Annotated in this window: 12 protein-coding genes, 2 tRNA genes and 3 rRNA genes; 5 read left to right on the top strand and 12 right to left on the bottom strand. The window is 37.1% G+C overall.

The genetic code is table 11. The features are described 5' to 3' along the window. Positions 1-174: 174 nt before the first annotated feature. The 11 genes from uxuA to M0M44_RS10335 form a co-directional block, all read right to left on the bottom strand. Entirely contained in the window at positions 175-1,338 is a 1,164-nt protein-coding gene (gene uxuA / locus M0M44_RS10385; protein WP_248729997.1) for a mannonate dehydratase, read from the bottom strand. A gap of 113 nt (positions 1,339-1,451) precedes the next feature. After that, on the bottom strand, positions 1,452-2,189 hold the full coding sequence (locus M0M44_RS10380; RefSeq protein WP_248729674.1) for an SDR family NAD(P)-dependent oxidoreductase: 738 nt from the start codon (positions 2,187-2,189) through the stop codon (positions 1,452-1,454). Positions 2,190-2,345: 156 nt separating this feature from the next. Further along, the gene (locus tag M0M44_RS10375) at positions 2,346-4,499 is read right to left on the bottom strand and encodes an alpha-glucuronidase family glycosyl hydrolase (RefSeq protein WP_248729673.1); all 2,154 of its coding nucleotides are present in this window, start codon (positions 4,497-4,499) and stop codon (positions 2,346-2,348) included. A 277-nt stretch (positions 4,500-4,776) separates the two neighbouring features. Continuing rightward, positions 4,777-5,808, bottom strand: a complete 1,032-nt coding sequence (locus tag M0M44_RS10370) for a LacI family DNA-binding transcriptional regulator (RefSeq protein ID WP_248729672.1) — start codon at positions 5,806-5,808, stop codon at positions 4,777-4,779. A 392-nt stretch (positions 5,809-6,200) separates the two neighbouring features. After that, a complete protein-coding gene (locus M0M44_RS10365) occupies positions 6,201-6,647 on the bottom strand; it encodes a PepSY-like domain-containing protein (RefSeq protein WP_248729671.1) in 447 nt (148 codons plus the stop codon). Between the two features lie 361 nt (positions 6,648-7,008). Continuing rightward, positions 7,009-7,118 (bottom strand): 5S ribosomal RNA (gene rrf / locus M0M44_RS10360). A gap of 172 nt (positions 7,119-7,290) precedes the next feature. Next, positions 7,291-10,172, bottom strand: a 23S ribosomal RNA gene (locus M0M44_RS10355). Positions 10,173-10,375: 203 nt separating this feature from the next. Next, positions 10,376-10,449 (bottom strand) — tRNA-Ala (locus tag M0M44_RS10350). 107 nt (positions 10,450-10,556) lie between these two features. After that, positions 10,557-10,630 (bottom strand) — tRNA-Ile (locus M0M44_RS10345). A 125-nt stretch (positions 10,631-10,755) separates the two neighbouring features. Beyond that, positions 10,756-12,269: ribosomal RNA gene (locus tag M0M44_RS10340) — 16S ribosomal RNA — on the bottom strand. The 16S, 23S and 5S rRNA genes sit together here with 2 tRNA genes alongside, the layout of an rRNA operon. Before the next feature lie 932 nt (positions 12,270-13,201). After that, a complete protein-coding gene (locus M0M44_RS10335) occupies positions 13,202-14,218 on the bottom strand; it encodes an LLM class flavin-dependent oxidoreductase (RefSeq protein ID WP_248729670.1) in 1,017 nt (338 codons plus the stop codon). A 174-nt stretch (positions 14,219-14,392) separates the two neighbouring features. Between M0M44_RS10335 and M0M44_RS10330 the strand changes: the two genes are divergently transcribed. From M0M44_RS10330 to M0M44_RS10315, 4 genes are all read left to right on the top strand, one after another. Then, positions 14,393-14,908 (top strand): DUF2975 domain-containing protein, encoded by a 516-nt coding sequence (locus M0M44_RS10330; RefSeq protein WP_248729669.1) that lies wholly within the window; start codon positions 14,393-14,395, stop codon positions 14,906-14,908. A gap of 2 nt (positions 14,909-14,910) precedes the next feature. Continuing rightward, entirely contained in the window at positions 14,911-15,117 is a 207-nt protein-coding gene (locus M0M44_RS10325; protein ID WP_012024053.1) for a helix-turn-helix domain-containing protein, read from the top strand. Between the two features lie 117 nt (positions 15,118-15,234). Continuing rightward, positions 15,235-16,119, top strand: coding sequence for an ABC transporter ATP-binding protein (locus M0M44_RS10320; protein ID WP_248729668.1), 885 nt, complete (start codon positions 15,235-15,237; stop codon positions 16,117-16,119). Positions 16,120-16,123: 4 nt separating this feature from the next. Continuing rightward, positions 16,124-19,663 carry an ABC transporter permease/M1 family aminopeptidase gene (locus M0M44_RS10315; RefSeq protein WP_248729667.1) on the top strand — a complete coding sequence of 1,180 codons (3,540 nt, stop codon included), beginning with the start codon at positions 16,124-16,126 and terminating at the stop codon, positions 19,661-19,663. A 233-nt stretch (positions 19,664-19,896) separates the two neighbouring features. Here M0M44_RS10315 and M0M44_RS10310 read toward each other — a convergent pair whose 3' ends face one another. Next, positions 19,897-21,108, bottom strand: coding sequence for a polysaccharide deacetylase family protein (locus tag M0M44_RS10310; protein ID WP_248729666.1), 1,212 nt, complete (start codon positions 21,106-21,108; stop codon positions 19,897-19,899). 155 nt (positions 21,109-21,263) lie between these two features. Here M0M44_RS10310 and M0M44_RS10305 point away from each other — a divergent pair, with 155 nt between their 5' ends. Beyond that, positions 21,264-22,619, top strand: a complete 1,356-nt coding sequence (locus M0M44_RS10305) for a sigma-54-dependent transcriptional regulator (protein ID WP_248729665.1) — start codon at positions 21,264-21,266, stop codon at positions 22,617-22,619. Positions 22,620-22,627: the final 8 nt, after the last annotated feature.

Genomic DNA, 22,627 nt, shown 5'->3' with positions numbered 1-22,627 from the left:
TTTTATTCGTTTAGTTTTCTTATTTCGAGAAACGAGGAATCACATTCGGGAATCGACAAAGATTAGCTCTAGTGCGATTCCTTGTTTCTCAGAATGACAACCAGGACGTTTTTCTTTTCTCATCCCAGACCAGACAAGTTTTAAAAACCTATCTGGTCTAACATGAAAAAATATTTACAAATTCAGTTTATAACCAATTCCCATTTCCAAACCTCTTAACTCAGCCAAACCTTTTAATCTTCCTGTTAAAGAATAACCTGGATAAGTTTCTATTTCTTCATCAACTTGATGAAGAAAACCATGATCTGGGCGCATTGGCAGACTTATTTTGGTTTTATCCATCAATAAAAGCAACTTCTCAACAATCAGTTCCATTTTAACATCGCCATCTAAATGTTCCGATTCCCTAAATATACTTTCGCTTTCGCGGATGGTGTTTCTCAGATGCAAAAAATGAATTCTATCTCCAAAATCATCTATAATTTTCTCTAAATTATTTTTTGGATCAGCACTTAATGATCCTGTGCAATAACACAATCCGTTTGCTATTGATGGAACGGCGGTGAAAATAGCTTTCAAATCGGCCTCTGTTGAAACAATTCTTGGAAGACCTAAAACCGAAAATGGCGGATCATCTGGATGAATCGCTAACTTTTGTTCATTTTTCTCCGCAATCGGAGTTACTTTTGATAAAAAATAAATCAGGTTTTCTCTTAATTTTTGATTATCTATTTCAGCATAATTCTCTAAAAGGGACAAAATCTGCTCTGCCGTAAAATGGATTTTACTTCCTGGCAATCCTAATAAGACATTTTTAAACAAAAGTGCTTTTTCATCTTCAGACAGTTGATTTCCAAACTGCAAAGCTTTTTCTTTTTCAGTCTCTGAATAATCGTTTTCTGAATTGGGTCTTTTTAAAAGAAAAACATCAAAATAAGTAAATGCATCCTGATTGTACAGTAAAGCTCTACTTCCGTCTTCATTTATAAAATTATGATTAGTTCTTACCCAATCCAGAATCGGCATGAAATTGTACGTTATAATTTTGATGCCGCACTTCGCCAGATTTTGTAAACTGATTTTATAATTTTCAATGTATTGCAGATAATTTCCAGAAGCTCGTTTGATTTCTTCATGAACAGGAAGACTTTCAACCACAGTCCATTCCAACCCGTTGTTACGAATAATCTCTTGCCTTTCTTTTATTGCTTCAATCGTCCATACATCGCCAACAGGAATTTGATGCAATGCGGTTACAATTCCCGTTGCGCCAGCTTGTCGGATGTCAATCAACTTGACATTGTCGTTTGGACCGAACCATCTCATGGTTTGTTGCATTTTTATCATACTGCTTTTTTTATGCCACGAAGGTGCTAAGTCACAAAGTTTTGCTCTTCAAAGTATTTTAAATTAAAACTTTGTGACTTAGCGACTTTGTGGTATTTTCACAATTAAAAACCAATACTATTTCCGCCGTCAACAGGCAACACTGTACCAGTAGTATATTTTGATTCGCTTAAAGCGAAATAATAAACCGCATCTGCAATGTCTGATGGTTCTCCTAAATATCCCATTGGTGTTCTTCCCAACACTTTATTTTTTCTTTCTGGATCATTATCAAGTGCTGTTGACGACATTTTAGTTTTAATAAATCCTGGAGCTATACAATTTACTCTAATACCAAATTGAGCCAACTCAACCGCCATAGCACGAGTCATTGCTTCAATTGCACCTTTGCTTGACGAATAGGCAATAACTTTTGGAATTCCGTACTGCGAAGCCATCGAACTAATATTGATTATACTTCCACCTCCATTATCTTTCATATTTTTCACCACTTCTCTGCTTACAGCAAAAACGCTTAAAAGATTGGTATGGATTATCGATAAAAAGTCTTCGTCTGATACCTCTGGAATTTCTTTTTTCATATTAATTCCAGCGTTATTGACCAAAATATCGATTGGGTTATTTTTTGTAATACCTTCAATCATCGCAGGAATTCCTTTCAAGTCATTTAAGTCGAAGATTACTGGAATAGCATTTTCTCCAATTTCTTTACAGGCATCTTCTGTTTTTTCTTTGGATCTTCCAATAATGTAGGTTGTGATTCCGTTATCACATAATTTCTTTGCAGTTGCAAATCCTAAACCAGAATTACCTCCAGTTACAATTGCTGTTTTTTTGCTCATAATTTTTACAATATATTTATAGTACACTGATCAAACATATTCACTATCGTGAAATCGTTGAGTTAGTTTTTTTTATTTTCATTGCTTTAAAATCTGTTTTTTTTACGCGTCTTCGGGATAGCGAATCCGTTTTAACTGCGTTCAATTCTTAATAGTTTATCCATTCCCTGGTGCAAATGGAAATTTTAATGATTTAAAATATTCCAAAGTCTGTGTTGGTTTTTCAACTCCATCAGGAAGTTCTTTTCCCGAAAACTGCTGAAAATACAGCAAACACGCATCACGCCACCATTTTGCTTCTTTGTTCTGAATTTCTAATAACATTTTCACCTCATTGAAACGTTCATTGTCAACATATTTTTCTACTTTATTCCAAACGTTCTGCATTGCTGCCACCTGATTTACACCTTCTTGATATTTGAGTGCCAAACCATTCCAAAGTGTTTGTCCATTTTTTAGTTTATAATTCCACGAAACATGATGAAACCACAAAAGATCTTTTTCAGGACAGGTTTCTAAATTATCAAAAATATTTGCGACTTCTTGCGCATATTGCGAAACGGCATTTGTTCCTGATCTGGATCTATCGAAACCAATTCCGTTTTTGTCTGCTTTATGATAGTATGTCGGATTCCATTCTGGTCTTGACAAATTAGAAACCCAAGGGCCTGGCCCGTAATGATGTCCTGTATCCATAATATGATGCAACCCAAGCGGTGTCATATAATTGACAACGGCTTCACGAGATTCCATCATCATATTTTTTACAGGTTTAATGAAATTTTCATCGTTTGAAAAAGTACTTCTTAACCATTCATCAGCAATAGTTTCAGAATCTAAATACGGATTCCAAGCCAGTCTTCCGAAGCCATACCAATTTGCTTGTAAAAAAGGATGTCCTGTCCAGTTTAGATCATTCCCAATATTGGCAACGCCTGCAATTCCGGTTAATTTGTTTTGATATAAAGTACCGTCAACAACTTTAGCAACGATTGAACCTTTTCCTTTTTGGTACGTATCAGATTCTAAAACTTCCTGAAATAATTTAGGCAGAAAGACCAAATGTGTACTAAAACCTAGATATTCCTGTGTAATTTGAAACTCCATCATCAAAGGTGTTTTCGGCATAGCTCCGAATAACGGATGAAAAGGTTCTCTCGGCTGAAAATCGATTGCTCCATTTTTAACCTGAACAATTACATTCTCTTTGAATTTTCCATCATACGGCTGAAATTCGGCGTAAGCTTGTTTCGCACGATCATTCGCATCGTGTTCTGAATACACAAACGCTCTCCACATAATTACTCCGCCAAAAGGAGCAACAGCATCAGCCAGCATATTCGCACCATCAATATGATCTCGTCCATAATTTTGCGGACCAGGCTGACCTTCTGAATTGGCTTTTACCAAAAAACCTCCAAAATCTGGAATTCGTTTATAGATTTCAGCCGACTTACTTTTCCACCAATTAATGACTTCAGGATCTTTTGGATCGGCAGTTTTTAAGTTCCCAATTTCGATTGGTGCTGAAAATCTCGCGGTTAAATAGACTTTTATTCCGTAAGGTCTAAAAACATTGGCTAAAGCTTCCACTTTTTCTAAATACTGCGGAGTTAGGATTAAAGCGTTTGCGTTTACATTGGTTAAAACAGTTCCGTTAATTCCGATTGAGGCATTCGCTCTGGCGTAATCAATGTAGCGTTGATCGATAAAATCAGGAAGTTTCTGCCAGTTCCAAAGCGAAAATCCGGCGTACCCCCTTTCAACTGTTCGATCTAGATTATCCCAATGATTTAGGATTCTTATATTGGTTTTAGGAGAATCGACAATATTTAAATTTTTAACCGATTTATTAGTTTGTAAAATTCTTAAAAAATTAAAAACACCGTACAAAACTGCAACGTTATTTTTTCCTGTAATAATGATTTGCTTTTTGTTTTTAAAAGAAATTTCTTTAATGATAACCCCTTCCTCATTTACTTTATCAAAATCAGATTTCAATTGATTTTTTAGTTCGATATTTAAATTCGATTCTGAACCAATGATAAGATTATTTTCTCCTTTTATATCTGATTTGATTTCAGGAATATTTCCCAACAGATCTAAAAATCCTGTTTTGATTTCTTTCTCAGCAATTTTAATAGTTTCAGAGTTTCCTAAAATAATAATTCCTTTAAAATTATTTTTGTATTCTAAAGCTATTGCAGGATTAGCAACTACATTGTACTGAAGCCACAATTTATAATCCTTTTGTGCCAATGCCGAAAAGGAAATCAAAAGAAAGAAGAAAAGAAATCGTAGTAAAGCCATGGTATTAATTTATTCTTTATAACCTCATTTTTATAACATCAACATTTTACAATTGATTAAAAGCATTTGATAAAATTTTAATTTAAAAAATACATTATCTTAAATAAAACAACAAATGCAATCGGTTGCGTAAAAATATAGGATTGTTATTTAAGAAAAAAATTTTACGTTGATTTTTTTCGAAAAATATATTTCTATAACAAATAAAAGCAGGATAATTATAAAAACTATCCTGCTTTAACTGGTGGATTTACTATTTTAATCCTTTATTTTGATTCTATTTCTGCGAAGATTCTCTTGCCAATACTTCCGTATTTAAGAATGTAATTTCTTTGGCATCATCATCATTTTTAGATGATTTCAAATTTTTTATTATAATATCAGCTGCTGCTTTTCCCATCTTTTCGGCAGGATGCGTAATAGTCGATAAATTCGGATCTATAATCTGCGAAATCGGGTCGTTGTTAAAGCCAATTACTTTGAATTCTTCTGGAACTTTAATTCCACGTTTTTTAGCGGTTTGAATAGCACTTACTGCCAAAATATCCCCAGGCGCAAACAAACCGTCTGGAATTGGTTTTAAATCAAATAAAGCATTACTGGCTTTTACTCCGTCTTCATAAGTAACAGAATTTAGATTGATAATCAATTCTTCTTCTACTTCGATATTATGATCTTTTAAAGCTTCGATGTAACCTCTTTTTCGTTCGTTGTACAAATTTCCTAATTCTGAACCAGCCGTTAAATGCGCAATACGAACACATCCTTGCTCAATAAGGTGTTTGGTAGCTTTGTAACCTGCTGTATAATTGTCAATTACAACTCTAAAAGTATTATAGCCTTTTGGAACCCTATCAACAAAAACTAACGGAATATTATTGTTCGAAAACTGATGAAAATGCGCTGTATCTCTGGTTTCCATTGCCAGCGAACAAATTACACCGCTCACACGATTGGAGTACAAAGATTTAGCCATATTTACTTCTTCTTCATACGAGTCATGCGACTGCATAATGATTACAGTATAATCGGATTTTTGAGCCGTGATTTCAATTCCGCTGATTAAAGATGATAAAAAGGGCTGTGTAACGGTGGGAATTAAAACACCAATAGTTCTGGTTTTATTTCCGCGCAAACCTGCAGCTAAAGTATTGGGAACAAATCCCATTTCTTCAGCGGTTTTTTTCACTTTCTTAATCGTCTTGTCACTTATGGTATGATGATCTTTTAAAGCTCGTGAAATAGTAGATGTGGCCAGATTAAGTCTCTCGGCAATATCGTAGATCGTTACATGCTTATTTTCTTCCATAAAATAAAAAATAAAGATGTAAATATAAGCTATTTTCGTTCAAGATGTTCTATCGCAAAAATTGACATTAAATAAAAAACTGTCCGAAAAGCAATAACAAACCTTTTCATTTAATATCTTAACTTTTATAAGCCTCAGAGGTATAGGATATTTATAGAAGTCTAATCCTATTCAATACAAAAGAGCTCCATCTGAGCGAGATATTTTAAATGCTATTATATTTCGTTCTGCTGGAGCTCTTTTGTTGTAATAGTTAATAAATACATTTCTATAAATATTTCGCTTCTCCGAAGCTAGTATTTTAAAATTGAATGTCTAGTATCTATTTTCTTTCATTAGGACAGTTGACAAAAAAAAGTTTTGCTTTTGAGCAGGATTTCTTTTCTAAACTACTACTTTTTTATATCGTTCTTTTTGTCTTTTAAAATTTTACCATCTTTGGTAAATTCCAGATCAATTTTGTTTGTTAAATCGACATCAAGATCTTTGTGCCCATAGTCGATGTGCGTTATTTTTTCATTCGGATGATTTTTAGCTACATAAGCTTTAATATTATCTGGAATAAAATTAGTAGGAATTGGGTTGTCTCCACCGTCAACTTCACGGTACGAACCATCTTTCCAAAACTCAACTTCTGTTCCATCTTTGAGTTTTACTTCATAACCTTTTTCTCCATGTTCAGGATCTTTCTGTACCTTTTCCACCAAAGTGTGGCTAAAATATTTTTCTAAAAATTCCTGCGCTGGTTTTGGCAATTCCGTTACTTCAATTTTCTTCTGTGCACTGGCCGAGATTGTTGCAATTAACAATGCTATAGCCGAAAATAGCTTCATTTTCATAATTCATTTATTTAAGTATAGTATTACTAATTTACTGCTTCAAAAAATGAATTCAAATGGTTTTAAGAAACTTTTAGTTTTCTTAAAAAACCATAACAATCTGATTTACAATAACTTTAAATTATAATTTCTCTCTAAAATATTTCACAACTTTGCCTAAATTCATCACTAACGCGCTCCCCAATCAGTCGGAAGCCGCCATCCGATCATGGGGGAGCTTTACTTTGCCAACCCGTTCAAAAGCCAGAAAATCCCTTCCGACGGGTCGGGAGGGATTTCTGGAGGAAGGCTGGGCTCTTGCGCAGCTCCAATATTTTACAAAAGCAGAAAACCCCATCCGATTTGGATGGGGTTTTCAAAAGAAAGGCGACGACATACTCTCCCACATAACTGCAGTACCATCTGCGCAGGCGGGCTTAACTTCTCTGTTCGGGATGGGAAGAGGTGAGCCCCGCCGCAATAACCACCTTAAGGTTTTTAGTCTAAAGCCTAAGGTCGTAAAGTCTAAAGTTTTCACTTGAGGCTTTCAACTTTCGTCTTTAAGACTGCCCGCGACGGGCAAATATTTTAACATACTGAGATAAAGAAAAGCAAATATATTTTAGAAAGTTTCCTCCCGAGCCTTGCGGCCCGGGAAAAGGGTGTGCATAAGCTTACGGATTATTAGTACTACTCGACTATGACATTACTGCCTTTACATCTGTAGCCTATCAACGTGGTCATCTTCCACGATCCTTAAAAGAAATCTCATCTTGTGGTGGGTTTCGCGCTTATATGCTTTCAGCGCTTATCCCTTCCAAACGTAGCTACTCTGCGGTGCCCCTGGCGGGACAACAGATACACTAGAGGTTTGTCCAATTCGGTCCTCTCGTACTAGAATCAGATCCACTCAAATTTCTAACGCCCGCAGTAGATAGAGACCGAACTGTCTCACGACGTTCTGAACCCAGCTCGCGTGCCACTTTAATGGGCGAACAGCCCAACCCTTGGGACCTTCTCCAGCCCCAGGATGTGACGAGCCGACATCGAGGTGCCAAACCCCCCCGTCGATATGAGCTCTTGGGGGAGATCAGCCTGTTATCCCCGGCGTACCTTTTATCCTTTGAGCGATGGCCCTTCCATGCGGAACCACCGGATCACTATGCTCTACTTTCGTACCTGATCGACCTGTATGTCTCTCAGTCAAGCTCCCTTATGCCATTGCACTCTACGCACGGTTACCAAGCGTACTGAGGGAACCTTTAGAAGCCTCCGTTACTCTTTTGGAGGCGACCACCCCAGTCAAACTACCCACCAAGCACTGTCCTCTTCTTTGAAGAGTTAGGCCTCAGATAAACAAAGGGTTGTATTTCAACAATGACTCCACAACGCCTGGCGACGCCGCTTCATAGTCTCCAACCTATCCTACACATCATTTATCCAAGGTCAATACTAAGCTATAGTAAAGGTGCACAGGGTCTTTTCGTCCCACTGCGGGTAAACGGCATCTTCACCGTTACTACAATTTCACCGAGCTCATGGCTGAGACAGTGTCCAGATCGTTACACCATTCGTGCAGGTCGGAACTTACCCGACAAGGAATTTCGCTACCTTAGGACCGTTATAGTTACGGCCGCCGTTTACTGGGGCTTCAATTCAATGCTTCTCCGAAGATAACATCTCCTCTTAACCTTCCAGCACCGGGCAGGTGTCAGGCCCTATACTTCATCTTACGATTTTGCAGAGCCCTGTGTTTTTGATAAACAGTCGCCTGGACCTCTTCACTGCGGCCCCGATTGCTCGGGGCGACCTTTCTCCCGAAGTTACAGGTCTATTTTGCCTAATTCCTTAGCCATGAATCTCTCGAGCACCTTAGGATTCTCTCCTCAACTACCTGTGTCGGTTTACGGTACTGGTTCTTACTGCCTGAAGTTTAGAGGTTTTTCTTGGAAGCCCTTAGGCGCACTATCTCTTTGTCCGAAGACTCCGAGTACTATCGCATTTCACCAAGATCTCCGGATTTGCCTAGAGACCCTATAGCTAGGTGCTTTAACGAACTATTCCGTCAGTTCGCGGCGCTTTCATCACTCCGTCACCCCATCACAGCAATAAGAAGTACGGGAATATTAACCCGTTGGCCATCGACTGTCCCTTTCGGGTTCGCCTTAGGTCCAGACTAACCCACAGCTGATTAGCATAGCTGTGGAAACCTTAGTTTTTCGGTGTGCGGGTTTCTCGCCCGCATTATCGTTACTTATGCCTACATTTTCTTTTCTGACCGGTCCAGCATACCTTACGATACACCTTCAGCCCTGTCAGAATGCTCCCCTACCACTTTGCATTGCTGCAAAATCCATAGCTTCGGTAATATGCTTATGCCCGATTATTATCCATGCTCGTCCGCTCGACTAGTGAGCTGTTACGCACTCTTTAAATGAATGGCTGCTTCCAAGCCAACATCCTAGCTGTCTGGGCAGACAAACCTCGTTCTTTCAACTTAGCATATATTTGGGGACCTTAGCTGATGGTCTGGGTTCTTTCCCTCTCGGACTTGGACCTTAGCACCCAAGCCCTCACTGTTATCAATCATTATATAGCATTCGGAGTTTGTCAGGAATTGGTAGGCGGTGAAGCCCCCGCATCCAATCAGTAGCTCTACCTCTATATAACTAAAATAACGCTGCACCTAAATGCATTTCGGGGAGTACGAGCTATTTCCGAGTTTGATTGGCCTTTCACCCCTACCCACAGGTCATCCGAAGACTTTTCAACGTCAACCGGTTCGGTCCTCCACTGTGTGTTACCACAGCTTCAACCTGCCCATGGGTAGATCACACGGTTTCGCGTCTAACACTACTGACTAAAGCGCCCTATTCAGACTCGCTTTCGCTGCGGATCCATGGCTTAACCACTTATCCTTGCCAGCAGCGTTAACTCGTAGGCTCATTATGCAAAAGGCACGCCGTCACCCCACGAAAGGGCTCCGACCGCTTGTAAGCGCATGGTTTCAGGATCTATTTCACTCCGTTATTCACGGTTCTTTTCACCTTTCCCTCACGGTACTGGTTCACTATCGGTCTCTCAGGAGTATTTAGCCTTAGCGGATGGTCCCGCCAAATTCAGACAGGGTTTCACGTGCCCCGCCCTACTCAGGATACCGCTATCCATTATGCTCGTTGCCCATACGGGGCTGTCACCCTCTATGGCGCTCCTTTCCAGAAGCTTCCGGTTCCTTGCACATGAAATGTCGCGGTCCTACAACCCCAGCTATGCCGTAACATAGCTGGTTTGGGCTAATCCGCGTTCGCTCGCCACTACTTACGGAATCACTTTTGTTTTCTTCTCCTCCGCCTACTTAGATGTTTCAGTTCAGCGGGTTTGCCCACCTATCGGTGTGCTATATCTTCAATATAGCGGGTTGCCCCATTCGGGTATCTGCGGATCAATCAATGTGTGCTTGTCCCCGCAGCTTTTCGCAGCTTATCACGCCCTTCATCGCCTCTGAGAGCCTAGGCATTCCCCATGCGCCCTTATTTTGCTTATTGCACCAATCCTGATTATTAAAACAGGACCGTTTTTGTTTGTTTTTTATATTTTGCACGGATGCTCAATAAAAAACGCTTTCTACTTTCTTATTATTTTCTTATCTCAATATGTCAATGAACTTTATTTAGTCGAATGTCAAAAGTCGAAAGTCGTAAAGTGAATCACTTTAGGCTTTATGACTTTAGGCTTTCTCACTAAAATCGTGGAGAATAACGGAGTCGAACCGTTGACCTCCTGCGTGCAAGGCAGGCGCTCTAGCCAGCTGAGCTAATCCCCCAATTTTTAAATCTCAGATTTTAGAATTCAGATTTTAGATTTCCTTTTCTTCTCTAATCTCCTTTGGCGAATCCCAGCTTCCAGAATTTCCTTCTTTAAGTCAAATAGTAGTCCCGGGCAGACTCGAACTGCCGACCCCTACATTATCAGTGTAGTACTCTAACCAGCTGAGCTACGAGACTCTGTTTTACTTAAGTTTTATCATTTTTTTAAATTAACAGCAAGAGCAATACAATCTCAGATTCCAAACCCACAGTCCGGCATCTTATTTCCCCAGCGTGCGTTGTCGCTAACGCTAAGGCTCTAGAAAGGAGGTGTTCCAGCCGCACCTTCCGGTACGGCTACCTTGTTACGACTTAGCCCTAGTTACCAGTTTTACCCTAGGCAGCTCCTTGCGGTCACCGACTTCAGGCACCCCCAGCTTCCATGGCTTGACGGGCGGTGTGTACAAGGCCCGGGAACGTATTCACCGGATCATGGCTGATATCCGATTACTAGCGATTCCAGCTTCACGGAGTCGAGTTGCAGACTCCGATCCGAACTGTGACCGGCTTTATAGATTCGCTCCTGGTCGCCCAGTGGCTGCTCTCTGTACCGGCCATTGTAGCACGTGTGTAGCCCAAGGCGTAAGGGCCGTGATGATTTGACGTCATCCCCACCTTCCTCACAGTTTGCACTGGCAGTCTTGTTAGAGTTCCCGACATGACTCGCTGGCAACTAACAACAGGGGTTGCGCTCGTTATAGGACTTAACCTGACACCTCACGGCACGAGCTGACGACAACCATGCAGCACCTTGTAAACTGTCTTGCGAAAGATCTGTTTCCAAATCGGTCAGTCTGCATTTAAGCCTTGGTAAGGTTCCTCGCGTATCATCGAATTAAACCACATGCTCCACCGCTTGTGCGGGCCCCCGTCAATTCCTTTGAGTTTCAAACTTGCGTTCGTACTCCCCAGGTGGGATACTTATCACTTTCGCTTAGCCACTGAACTTGCGCCCAACAGCTAGTATCCATCGTTTACGGCGTGGACTACCAGGGTATCTAATCCTGTTCGCTACCCACGCTTTCGTCCATCAGCGTCAATAAATTGGTAGTAACCTGCCTTCGCAATTGGTATTCCATGTAATCTCTAAGCATTTCACCGCTACACTACATATTCTAGTTACTTCCCAATAATTCAAGTCCTGCAGTATCAATGGCCGTTCCACCGTTGAGCGATGGGCTTTCACCACTGACTTACAAGACCGCCTACGGACCCTTTAAACCCAATGATTCCGGATAACGCTTGGATCCTCCGTATTACCGCGGCTGCTGGCACGGAGTTAGCCGATCCTTATTCTTACGGTACCGTCAAGCTGATTCACGAATCAGTGTTTCTTCCCGTACAAAAGCAGTTTACAATCCATAGGACCGTCATCCTGCACGCGGCATGGCTGGTTCAGGCTTGCGCCCATTGACCAATATTCCTCACTGCTGCCTCCCGTAGGAGTCTGGTCCGTGTCTCAGTACCAGTGTGGGGGATCTCCCTCTCAGGACCCCTACCCATCGTTGCCTTGGTAAGCCGTTACCTTACCAACTAGCTAATGGGACGCATGCTCATCTTTCACCGTTGTGACTTTAATAACCAAACCATGCGGTCCGATTATGCTATGAGGTATTAATCCAAATTTCTCTGGGCTATCCCTCTGTGAAAGGCAGATTGCATACGCGTTACGCACCCGTGCGCCGGTCTCAAAGCCCGAAGACTTCTACCCCTCGACTTGCATGTGTTAAGCCTGCCGCTAGCGTTCATCCTGAGCCAGGATCAAACTCTTCATCGTATATTTTAATATTATATTGCGATGCTCTTCCTATCGGTTCTTTCGAATCTTCCGACTCTACTGCTCTTATTCTTTTTGTTCTGAAATCTCTTTCAGAACGGCTGTCAATTCAATATGTCTACGAACGTGTGTTTCTTTTTGTTTCGCCTGTATCTCAAAGCGGGTGCAAAACTAAAACTTCTTTTTGTTTCCTGCAAGAAAAAATTGAAAAAATTTTGAAGCTTTTTTTTCGCCTCTTTTTCTCTATTTCCCTCTCAGCATCTCAATGAACTTTTCCGTGTTTTGCGGGGTGCAAATGTAAAAAGCATTTCTCAATCTCGCAAGCTTTTCAGAATCTTTTTTTTTGAAAATTTCTTTTCTTCAGATCCCCAATTCCTGCCAGTATTTCGATGAACGCCTTTCGCTGTTGCGGGTGCAAAAGTAGAACCTTTATTTACATTTGCAAGACTTTTTTTTATATTTTTTCCATGTTTTTTCCGTTTATTTCTTAACTTTCTGATAACAGAGCATTTGCGCCCCAAACTTTTTTACGCCATTGTAGGCTTTTTCTTCTTTCATCTGTTGTTTCCTCAGTTTAAGCCCGCTTTACCATTCCGTTTTTGCAGAGTTTTTAGTTTTCAGCGCCCTTTTCCGGCGCTTTCCATTCAATTGTTCTTTTGAAAACAGATGCCATAGCCCCGATAGAAGCGGAAATCCTTTTGCTTTTTCCTTTAAAAAGCAAAAGATTGGAACGGATAGCGGGATTAAGCTCCTAATAGATTCAATATTTCAATTTTTAAGATCCAAATTCCAAAAGCTGCATTAAAAAGGGCTTGGGCTTCCCTCAGACTGAAAGAGTTTATATATACATATATATGTATAAAAACCAAACCCGGCAGGTTTTTAAAACTGTCGGGCTCAGTGAATGCGACCTACTCTTCTATATAGTATACTTATATATGTATACTTTCGTTTAGGCTGTCGATTGCTTCTTTTGTGATTTGAATACTTTTTAGTTTTGCCTGATGATCGAAGATCGGGCTTGTTACCATGAGTTCGTCAATTCTTGCATAGTCGATGAACTTTTTTAAATCGGTAACTAGTTGTTCTTTGTTTCCTGTGAAGGTTCCTGCCGTCATTTGATTGACATGGAAACGTTCTTGCTCGTTCATAATGTCATCTAATGATGGAACTGGAGGTTGTAAACCTTTACGATCGTTTCTAATTAAGTTCAAAAACATTTGATACAAACTTGTAGATAATAATTCGGCTTCTTCATTTGTATCTGCAGCAATTATATTGACACAAGCCATTGTTTGGGGTTTTTCTAAATATTCTGATGGCTGGAAATTTTCGCGATAGAATTCAAATGCCTGAATCATCAATTTTGGCGCAAAGTGTCCTGCAAAAGCATAAGGCAATCCGTAAGCTGCTGCCAAAGCTGCACTATCCATGCTTGAACCTAGAATCCAAATTGGGACTTTCAAACCTTCGGCTGGGAATGCACGCACTTTTCCTGTTTCATTTTCGGAAGAAAAATACTCTTGAAGTTTGCTTACATTTTGTGGAAAACGTTGTGCCTGTTCAAAAAAGTCTTTTCGAATTGCTTCGGCAGTTGGCTGGTCTGTTCCAGGCGCTCTTCCTAAACCTAAATCGATTCGGTTTGGATAAAGTGTTTCCAAGGTTCCAAATTGTTCTGCCACTACTAGAGGAGAATGATTCGGCAACATGATTCCCCCAGAACCTACACGAATATTTTTTGTCTGACTTGCGACATAACCAATTAAAACAACTGTCGCTGTACTTGCAACGTGTGCCATGTTATGATGTTCTGCCAGCCAAAATCGCTTATATCCTAAATTATCTGCTAATTGCGCTATGTCTTTTGTTTTTTGAAATGTTTCTGTGGCGTTGCTATCCTGAGTAATGATAGCGAGGTCTAATAATGAGACTGAAATTGGGTTTTTCATATAAAAAAATGCTAGTATACAAAATTAACTCATTTATCTGGATGCCTTTTGTTTTCTAATGTTAATAGAATTATAATATTCTCATTACTGAAAAAACAATTACTTTTTGATAATTAATTATTGTTTTACGATAATTAATTATACATTTGCAATATCAATTTAACTTTTTCATATATGAAGACAACTCATATTGTATCTCGAATATTGTTTTACTTTACCCGATTTTTGTCCGTTGTTTATTTCTTTTTGGCGGCATATTCTGTTTTTACTTTGATGACGGGATTGTTTTTGACCTTTAAAGATAACGGAAAGTATTTTCAGGTCTGTTATCCTTTTACTTCGCATCCTTTAATGTTAGGAGATTATAATATTCCTTATATTATTTTTGATTTTTTGTCACCGCTAAGTTTATACGGTCTTTTCTTTTTATTGAGCAGTAATGTTTTTAAAGTGTTTTTTCAGCCTAAATTATTTACTTCAAAAGGAATTTCTCATTTAAGGCGATTCTATTTATCGAATTTATTAATTCCGAGTATTGTGCTATTTGTGGCTTTCTTTTTTGTTCCTCTAGACAATGAAGTTTGGCTTTTTATTATACTGCACGGAATGCTTGGTGTTTTTGCTTACTTTTTAGCTGCTATTTTTAAACAAGGTTTAAACCTTCAGAACGAACAAGACTTATTTATATAACTATGCCAATAATTGTAAATGTTGATGTAATGCTTGCCAAACGCAAGATGCAGAGTAAAGAGTTGGCAGAAAAACTAGATATTACGCCTGCCAATTTATCGATTCTAAAGACTGGAAAAGCAAAAGGAATTCGGTTTGATACTCTCGAAGCTATCTGTAAAATTCTGGATTGTCAACCTGGTGATATTTTAGAATACGTAGCAGAATAGCTTTCTTTTAAATTTTAATTTCTAAACATAATAAATCGGTTTTTGAAGCCGACAGGTATTCTATTGCCTAAAATTTTCAAATCATAATTTCATTTAATCATCTAAATCAATCAAAAAATGAACAGTTTATCAATCAAAAATCTCAGCAAAACTTATGAGAACGGCACGAAAGCGATTGACCAACTATCGCTTGAAATCACAAATGGCATGTTTGGCTTATTAGGTCCAAACGGCGCCGGAAAGTCAAGTTTAATGCGAACCATTGCCGCTTTGCAGGAACCTACTTCGGGAATTATTGAGTTTAACGGGATCAATATTCTGGAAAATCCCATGTTTATCAGGCAAAATCTAGGCTATCTTCCGCAGGAATTTGGTGTTTATCCTAAAATTTCTGCTTATCGCCTGCTCGATCATTTGGCAGTTTTGAAAGGGATCATCAATAAAAAGGAACGACACGATCAAATTTTGTATTTATTGCAACAGACTAATTTATTACAGCATAAGGACAAAGCAGTTCATTCTTTTTCGGGAGGAATGCGTCAAAGGTTTGGAATTGCACAAGCTTTACTTGGAAATCCGAAGATTATTATTGTGGATGAACCAACGGCTGGACTTGATCCGGAAGAAAGAAACCGATTTAATAATTTACTGAGTGAAATTGGCGAAAGTATTATTGTCGTTTTATCAACTCATATTGTAGAAGACGTTCGAGATTTGTGTCCAAAAATGGCAATTATTTCCAACGGAAAATTGATTTTAGAAGGAAAACCAAATGACGCAATCGATTCTTTGAAAGATAAAATCTGGATGAAAGCGATTCAGAAAACAGAATTGAAGGATCATCAATCGAACTACAATATCATTTCTTCGCACTTAAATTCGGGAAAAATCAATATTCATGTTTTCTCAGATCGACGCCCAGATTCTGGTTTCGAATTGATTTCTCCAGATTTAAGCGATGTTTATTTTAGTGTTTTAGGTAAAAATCAACTTCAAAATTAAGGTTATGTTTTCTAAATTAATTCAATTTGAATGGCATAACAATACCAGAAGCTGGACTTTTTATGCCACATTTATTATTTATCTGATTCTTGGATTTTTTGTCAGTGGGTTTGCGAACTTCTCTTTTTCGGGCGCTTACAAAAATAGTCCGTATGTTTTAACCTATGCGATTGGTCTGATTTCGTTAATGACGATATTCTCGATTACGCTTCAGGCGGCACAAAGTTTTTTAAAGGAATATGAAACGAAATTCGATTCGATTATTTTCTCCTCTCCTATTTCTAAATTTCATTATTTGGCAAGTAAATTCATTACGGCATTTGTAATTGCCGTAGTTTCTTTTGGAATGTTTATCGTCGGAATGATCGTTGGACACCAAATGTCATGGCTTCAAAAAAGTGAACTTGGACCTTTTGAAATTATAAATTATCTCTGGCCGTATTTGGTCATTGTGATTCCAAATATTTTTTTGTGCCTTTCTATCTTGACTGCTTTGGCGTGGCTTACCCGAAGTAAACTTTTCATTTATGTTGGAGGTTTATTAATTTACATCTTATATATAGCAGGTTCGATTTTTTCGAATTCGCCCCTATTTGCAAATGCTTCTCCATCTTCGGCGAAAGCCATGTCTTTGGCAGCAAAAATAGATCCGTTTGGTTTGGCTGCTTTTCTGGAACAAACGAGATATTGGACTTCAATTGAAAAAAATAGCCAGCTGGTTTCACTTTCTGGTAACTTTTTACTTAACCGATTGTTATGGATTTCTGTTTCTCTCCTTTTACTTTTCGTTTCGTATCGAATGTTTTCATTCCGAAAAACGAAAATTAAAAAGGTAAAAACGTCTAAACTCATTCAAAAAGAAACAAAAGTATTTTCGGCAGCAATTCCTAAAAACATCGAAATAAAATCTTTCAGACATAATTTAGCTGTTTTTAAAAACAATATAAAACTAGATATTTATTTAATTCTGAAAGGAATCCCATTTTTGCTGATTGTACTTTTATTCTCTGGATTATTAATGATTGAGATTTCAGATGAAATTGATGGAGGAATTCGATTAGCTGAAAAAATTACCGATACTGCTTTAATGATTACCACCATCATGGATCGTCTTCCTTTTATTTTGATCCTGATTCTCCTTTTTTACAGCAGTGAATTATTAAACCGAAGTGAAAATTCGAGATTTGAAATGCTTGAAAACACTGCGCCTTATTCTCAATTTGTAGTTTTACTGGCAAAATTAACGGCACTTTTTGTTATTCCGTTACTCATTATTAGTATAAGTATTTTGATTGGATGCGGATTTCAAATCATGAATGCAAATGCCCCGATCGAAATTGATCTTTACTTTTCTTTGTTTTATTTTATTGGGTTTCCGTTGTTGCTAATTTCAATTTTGATCATTGCGATTCAGACTTTTATTAAAAATAAATATATCGGACTTGCGATTTCGGCTTTTATCTGCATTTTGTTTTGTACTGGAATTGGAGAGCAATTAGGAATTTCACATCCTTTATTTCGTTTTGGAAATGCTTTTAAAACAGAATATTTTGATTTGAATGGTTTCGGAAAATATACAATCCCGTTTCATATTTCGATGTTCTACAATTTCGGATTAGCTCTAATTCTGCTTACTTTGACCAGAATTTTATGGAAACGAAATGCTTCAATCGTAAAAACCTTTCGTAGAAATTCATTTAATACTATTCAAAAAACAACTTTAGTATTTGGAATTATTATTTTTATTGGTTTTGGAAGTTATCTTTTTTATAAAACCAATATTGAATATCCGTATTTAACCGAAGACGATCAGAATAACTGGAGCGAGAAATATGAAAGTCAATTCAAAAAATACACCAATCTGTCTCAACCCACAATTGTTTCTGTAAAAAGTAAAGTTGATTTATTTCCAGAAGAAAACCGTTATCAAGTAAACGGCAGTTATGAATTAATCAATAATTCTGAAAAAACAATTGATAGTTTACTCCTATATATAGATCGAAATTCAAAACTGACTTCTGTTGAGATTCCGAATTCTAAAAACTTAGACGATGTTTCTGATTTTCAACATTATTGGTTTCGATTAGAAAAACCTTTACTGCCGAAGCAAAAACTGAAAATGAATTTTTCTTTTGAATCATCTTGGTCACCTTTTAAAGGACATACGGCTTTTAATTCTATAATCGAAAATGGTTCTTTTATGCGAATCAGCCGTTACTTTCCGCTTTTTGGTTATCAGGAATCGAATGAAATCAGCAGTAAAAAAGAGCGTGCAAAAAGACATTTGAAACCTCAGACGCCTCTTAAAAAACTGGAAGATAAATCTGAAATCAAATATGATTTTATTGATTATGATGCTGTAGTTTCGACATCCAAAAATCAAACTGCTATTGGTGTTGGAGATTTAATTGGAAGTTGGAAAAAAGACGATCGCAATTATTTTCATTATAAATCAAATGGAAAGATTCCGTTTCGATTTGCTTTTTCTTCTGCCGAATATCAAATTCAAAAAACAAATTATAAAGGTATTTCTCTTGAAGTTTTTTATGATAAAAAACATTTCAGAAACGTTGAGAAATTAATTCAGGATGTAAAAAATACTTTAGATTACTGCCAGAGCAATTTTGGTAGATATCCATATAAAACGATTCGATACGCCGAAGTTTCTGCTTTCGCGGACGGATTTGCTGCGACTTCTTATCCGTCGACTGTTTTCATGAAAGAGAATTTTGGTTTTTACAGCGATCTCAAAAACAAAGATAAAGAAGACGTTATCAATCAATTAACGGCTCATGAATTGTCGCACGAATGGTGGGGAAATTCGCAGATAAGCCCAGAACAAAAAGAAGGAAGCTGGATTTTGACCGAAACTTTGGCTCAATACACAGAATTGGTGCTTTATGAAAAAGAACATGGTTTGGAAAAAACTTTGGAAACTTTAAAAATTCATCTTGATTTATACTTGAGCAGCAGAAGTTACGATCCAGAAACCCCTTTGTATAAAACCAATTATGATACGCCGCATTTACCTTATGACAAAGGAATGCTCGTTATGCATCAGCTTAGAATTTTAATTGGTGAAGAAAAAGTAAATCTGGCTTTGAAAAATTTCCTGAATCATTATAAATATCCAAATCCGTTTCCTGATTCTGAGGATTTATTAAAAGAATTTTATGCTGTTACAGATAAAAAACTATATCCAAAATTAGATGAAATGTTTAAGCAGATTATTACTTATTCGTCTAAAATAGAATCGGTTTCAAGCATAAAAAAGAATGATTTTTATGAAATTTCTTTTAAAGCTTCTTCTGAAAAATATCAGGAAAATGCAACGGGAGAAAGAAAACAAATGCCAAATGATAGTACAATAAGTATTGGAATTTATGATGAAAACGGAAAGTTATTCCTTTTCCCTTTTGACATAAAAAATAATAAAGTTCAAGGTAAGATCAAACTTAAAACAAAACCTCAACGAATTGTTGTAGATCCTTATTTAATGAATATTGATACTTTTATAAAGGATAACGAAAAGGAGATTGATTAGATTTTTTTTGCCACGAATTTTTAATTTTAGTTTTCGCAAATGCTCAAAATACAGCTCACTGTTTCAACCACGGGAAACGTTACGAATCGGGTGTAATTATATATTGTGTACCCGTGGTTGAAACCACGTGCTATGTTTAAAATAAAAACCAGTAAAAAAATAGGAATTAGAGAAATTCGTGAATTCGTGGCAAAAAAAATCTTTCTAATCCTTTAATCTGTGGCAAAAAACTTTTATTTCAATTGAATCAAAATCTGTTTGTGAGTTGTTTTTCCGTCGTCTTTAATTTTTAAATCTTTACTTGATTCGATTTCGAATTTTGAAGAAGTATCAATTGTTAAAGAAACATCTTTATATCTAAAATTTTCTGGAATTTCAGGCAATTCAATCGTAACTTCAATTTCTTTATCTTTTTGTTTGTAATCGACTTTAATTCTGTCTCTTAACCAAATATATTCGTAAACTTCCTGCCACGGTGCCATCCAGATGGAATCGTTTCCTTTTGCTCCGTATTTATTGGCAAGCGTTGTCATATAGTATTTAAAATCAGGGAAACGCATGCTTAGATTCCATAAATTTGTATTTCCGGTTCCGTGTGTAAATTCGTTAAACCAAATCGCATTTGGTTGTTTTACAATTGAATCTAGTGTTTTTAAATAACGATCCATTGTTTTAAAACTAGTAGAATCTTTTGAACTCTGCACAAAAGTTCTGGCTGTAATCATTTTATCTAAATCGACTTTTGAATCGACATTAAAAACTGGCCCAACACCATAATAAGACGCTACCGAAAAATGTCCGTTATTAAGTGCCTCTTTTTCATATTCTAAATAATATTTCTCATCGCCTTCTCCGCCAGGAACCACAAAGTGTGACATGGTAAAATCAAGATTTTGTTTTATTGATGTAGTATTTTCGGTTACTTCTGTCAAATAATTTGTACCGTGTTTTGTAGCATGATGAAAACCGTGATTCAAAACATCCCAGCCAGCATTATACATTTCTTTAATTTCTTGCCAAGAAAGATGTCCGCGGTTTTCTGGTAAATCACGAATTGCACCTCCATTAATAGCCAGTGCCAATTTAAAAGGAATTTTATTTCCGAAACCGTCTGAATAAAAAAGTCCATTTGAAGTTGTTCCGTCTCCGCCTTGGTCGATTTTCCATTCGTTTTTATCAGGATTACTGATTTTTCCGCCATTCAATAATGGAAAGACTGTTAAATAAGCAGATCGATATCCATCATCAAGCGTAAAACTATAGGCAAAATGTTTGTTGAATTTTAAAGGAGCAGGTTTGATTTTAACCTCATCAGCCGATTTTAATTTGATTTTAAAAGAAATAGTTTTTGATTTTGAAGAATCTTTTTCAATCATTTCATTTGAAAAACCATGGAGACTACAGAACAATACAGCAGTTATTATAATGAGAATTCGTTTTGACATAAATTTTAGTGGTTCTTTTTCGATCTAAAAATACATTTCTTTTCGATGAAAATATTTTAAAACTGATTACATACTTAAAAATAATTTATTCCGAATTAAAAAAGGAAAGTGATTTAAAGCCTAAATTTGTACATCAAAACAACTTACTTCCTCAAATGACACACAAAATTTTAATTATAGACGACGAAGAAAAACTGAGAAGTCTGCTGGCGCGTATTATAAAATCGGAAGGATTTGAAGTTTTCGAGGCAAAAGATTTAAAATCTGGTTTTAAGAAACTGGAACAAACCGAAATTGATGTCATTTTGTGTGATGTCAAATTACCTGATGGAAATGGCGTTGATTTTCTTCAGAACATAAAAGCAAGTTTCCCGCTTGTAGAAGTTATTTTGCTGACTGCTTTCGGAAATATCCCAGACGGAGTTCAGGCAATGAAAAATGGTGCTTTTGATTATATTGTAAAAGGTGACGATAACGATAAAATTATTCCGCTTCTTTATAAAGCTTTAGAGAAAGTGGAATTGCAAAAAAAAGTACAGCAACTGGAAAAACGTATTGCAAGCAAATATTCTTTCGAGACTATAATTGGAAAATCTAAAGGAATTGAACAAGTTATTGATCTTGCACAAAAAGTTGCCAAAACAGATTCGACCGTTTTGTTAACTGGTGAAACCGGAACAGGAAAAGAAGTTTTTGCGCAGGCTATTCATGAAAACAGCAATCGTGTTGGGAAATCTTTTGTGGCGCTAAACTGCAGTACTTTTAGTAAAGAAATTCTGGAAAGTGAGCTTTTTGGTCATAAACAAGGCGCTTTTACCGGAGCATTAAAAGATAAAAAAGGTTTTATTGAAGAAGCAAACGGCGGTACTTTATTTCTGGATGAAATCGGAGAAATGCCAATTGATCTTCAAGCAAAATTACTACGTGTTTTAGAAACTTCTGAATATATTCCGGTTGGCGATACAACTCCGAAAAAATCAAATTTCAGGTTAATTGCGGCTACAAACAGAGATTTAAAAACAGAAAGTGACGAACATCGTTTTCGTTCTGATTTGTATTTCCGTTTGAATATCTTCGAAATCAAACTGCCTTCGTTGCGAGAAAGAATCAAGGATATTGGCGTTTTGACACATTATTTCGTCAAACAATTTTCTGAAAAAACAAACAAAAAAACATTACATATTTCAGATGATTTTCTGCAGAAATTAGAAAATTATTCTTGGCCGGGAAATATCCGTGAACTTAAAAATATTATCGAAAGATCGGTTATTTTAAGTAATGGCGATACTTTAACTTCAGATGTTTTGCCGTATGAAATGCAACATCAAGCTGAAAAAAGCACAAAATCAATGTCGGCTTTCTCGATGCAGAGTGTTGAAAAACTGCACATCCAAAAGGTTTTAAATTATACAAAAGGTAATAAAGCTGAAACGGCAAGATTATTAGAAATTGGAATTGCGACTTTGTATCGAAAATTGGAAGAATATGGGATTGAAAATTCCAAAATTTAAATTTCAAA

The organism is Flavobacterium humidisoli (assembly GCF_023272795.1).
GTDB classification, from domain to species: Bacteria; Bacteroidota; Bacteroidia; order Flavobacteriales; family Flavobacteriaceae; genus Flavobacterium; species Flavobacterium humidisoli.
The sequence above is the reverse complement of the archived record's forward strand: the minus strand, read 5'-3'. Positions and strand labels throughout refer to the sequence as shown.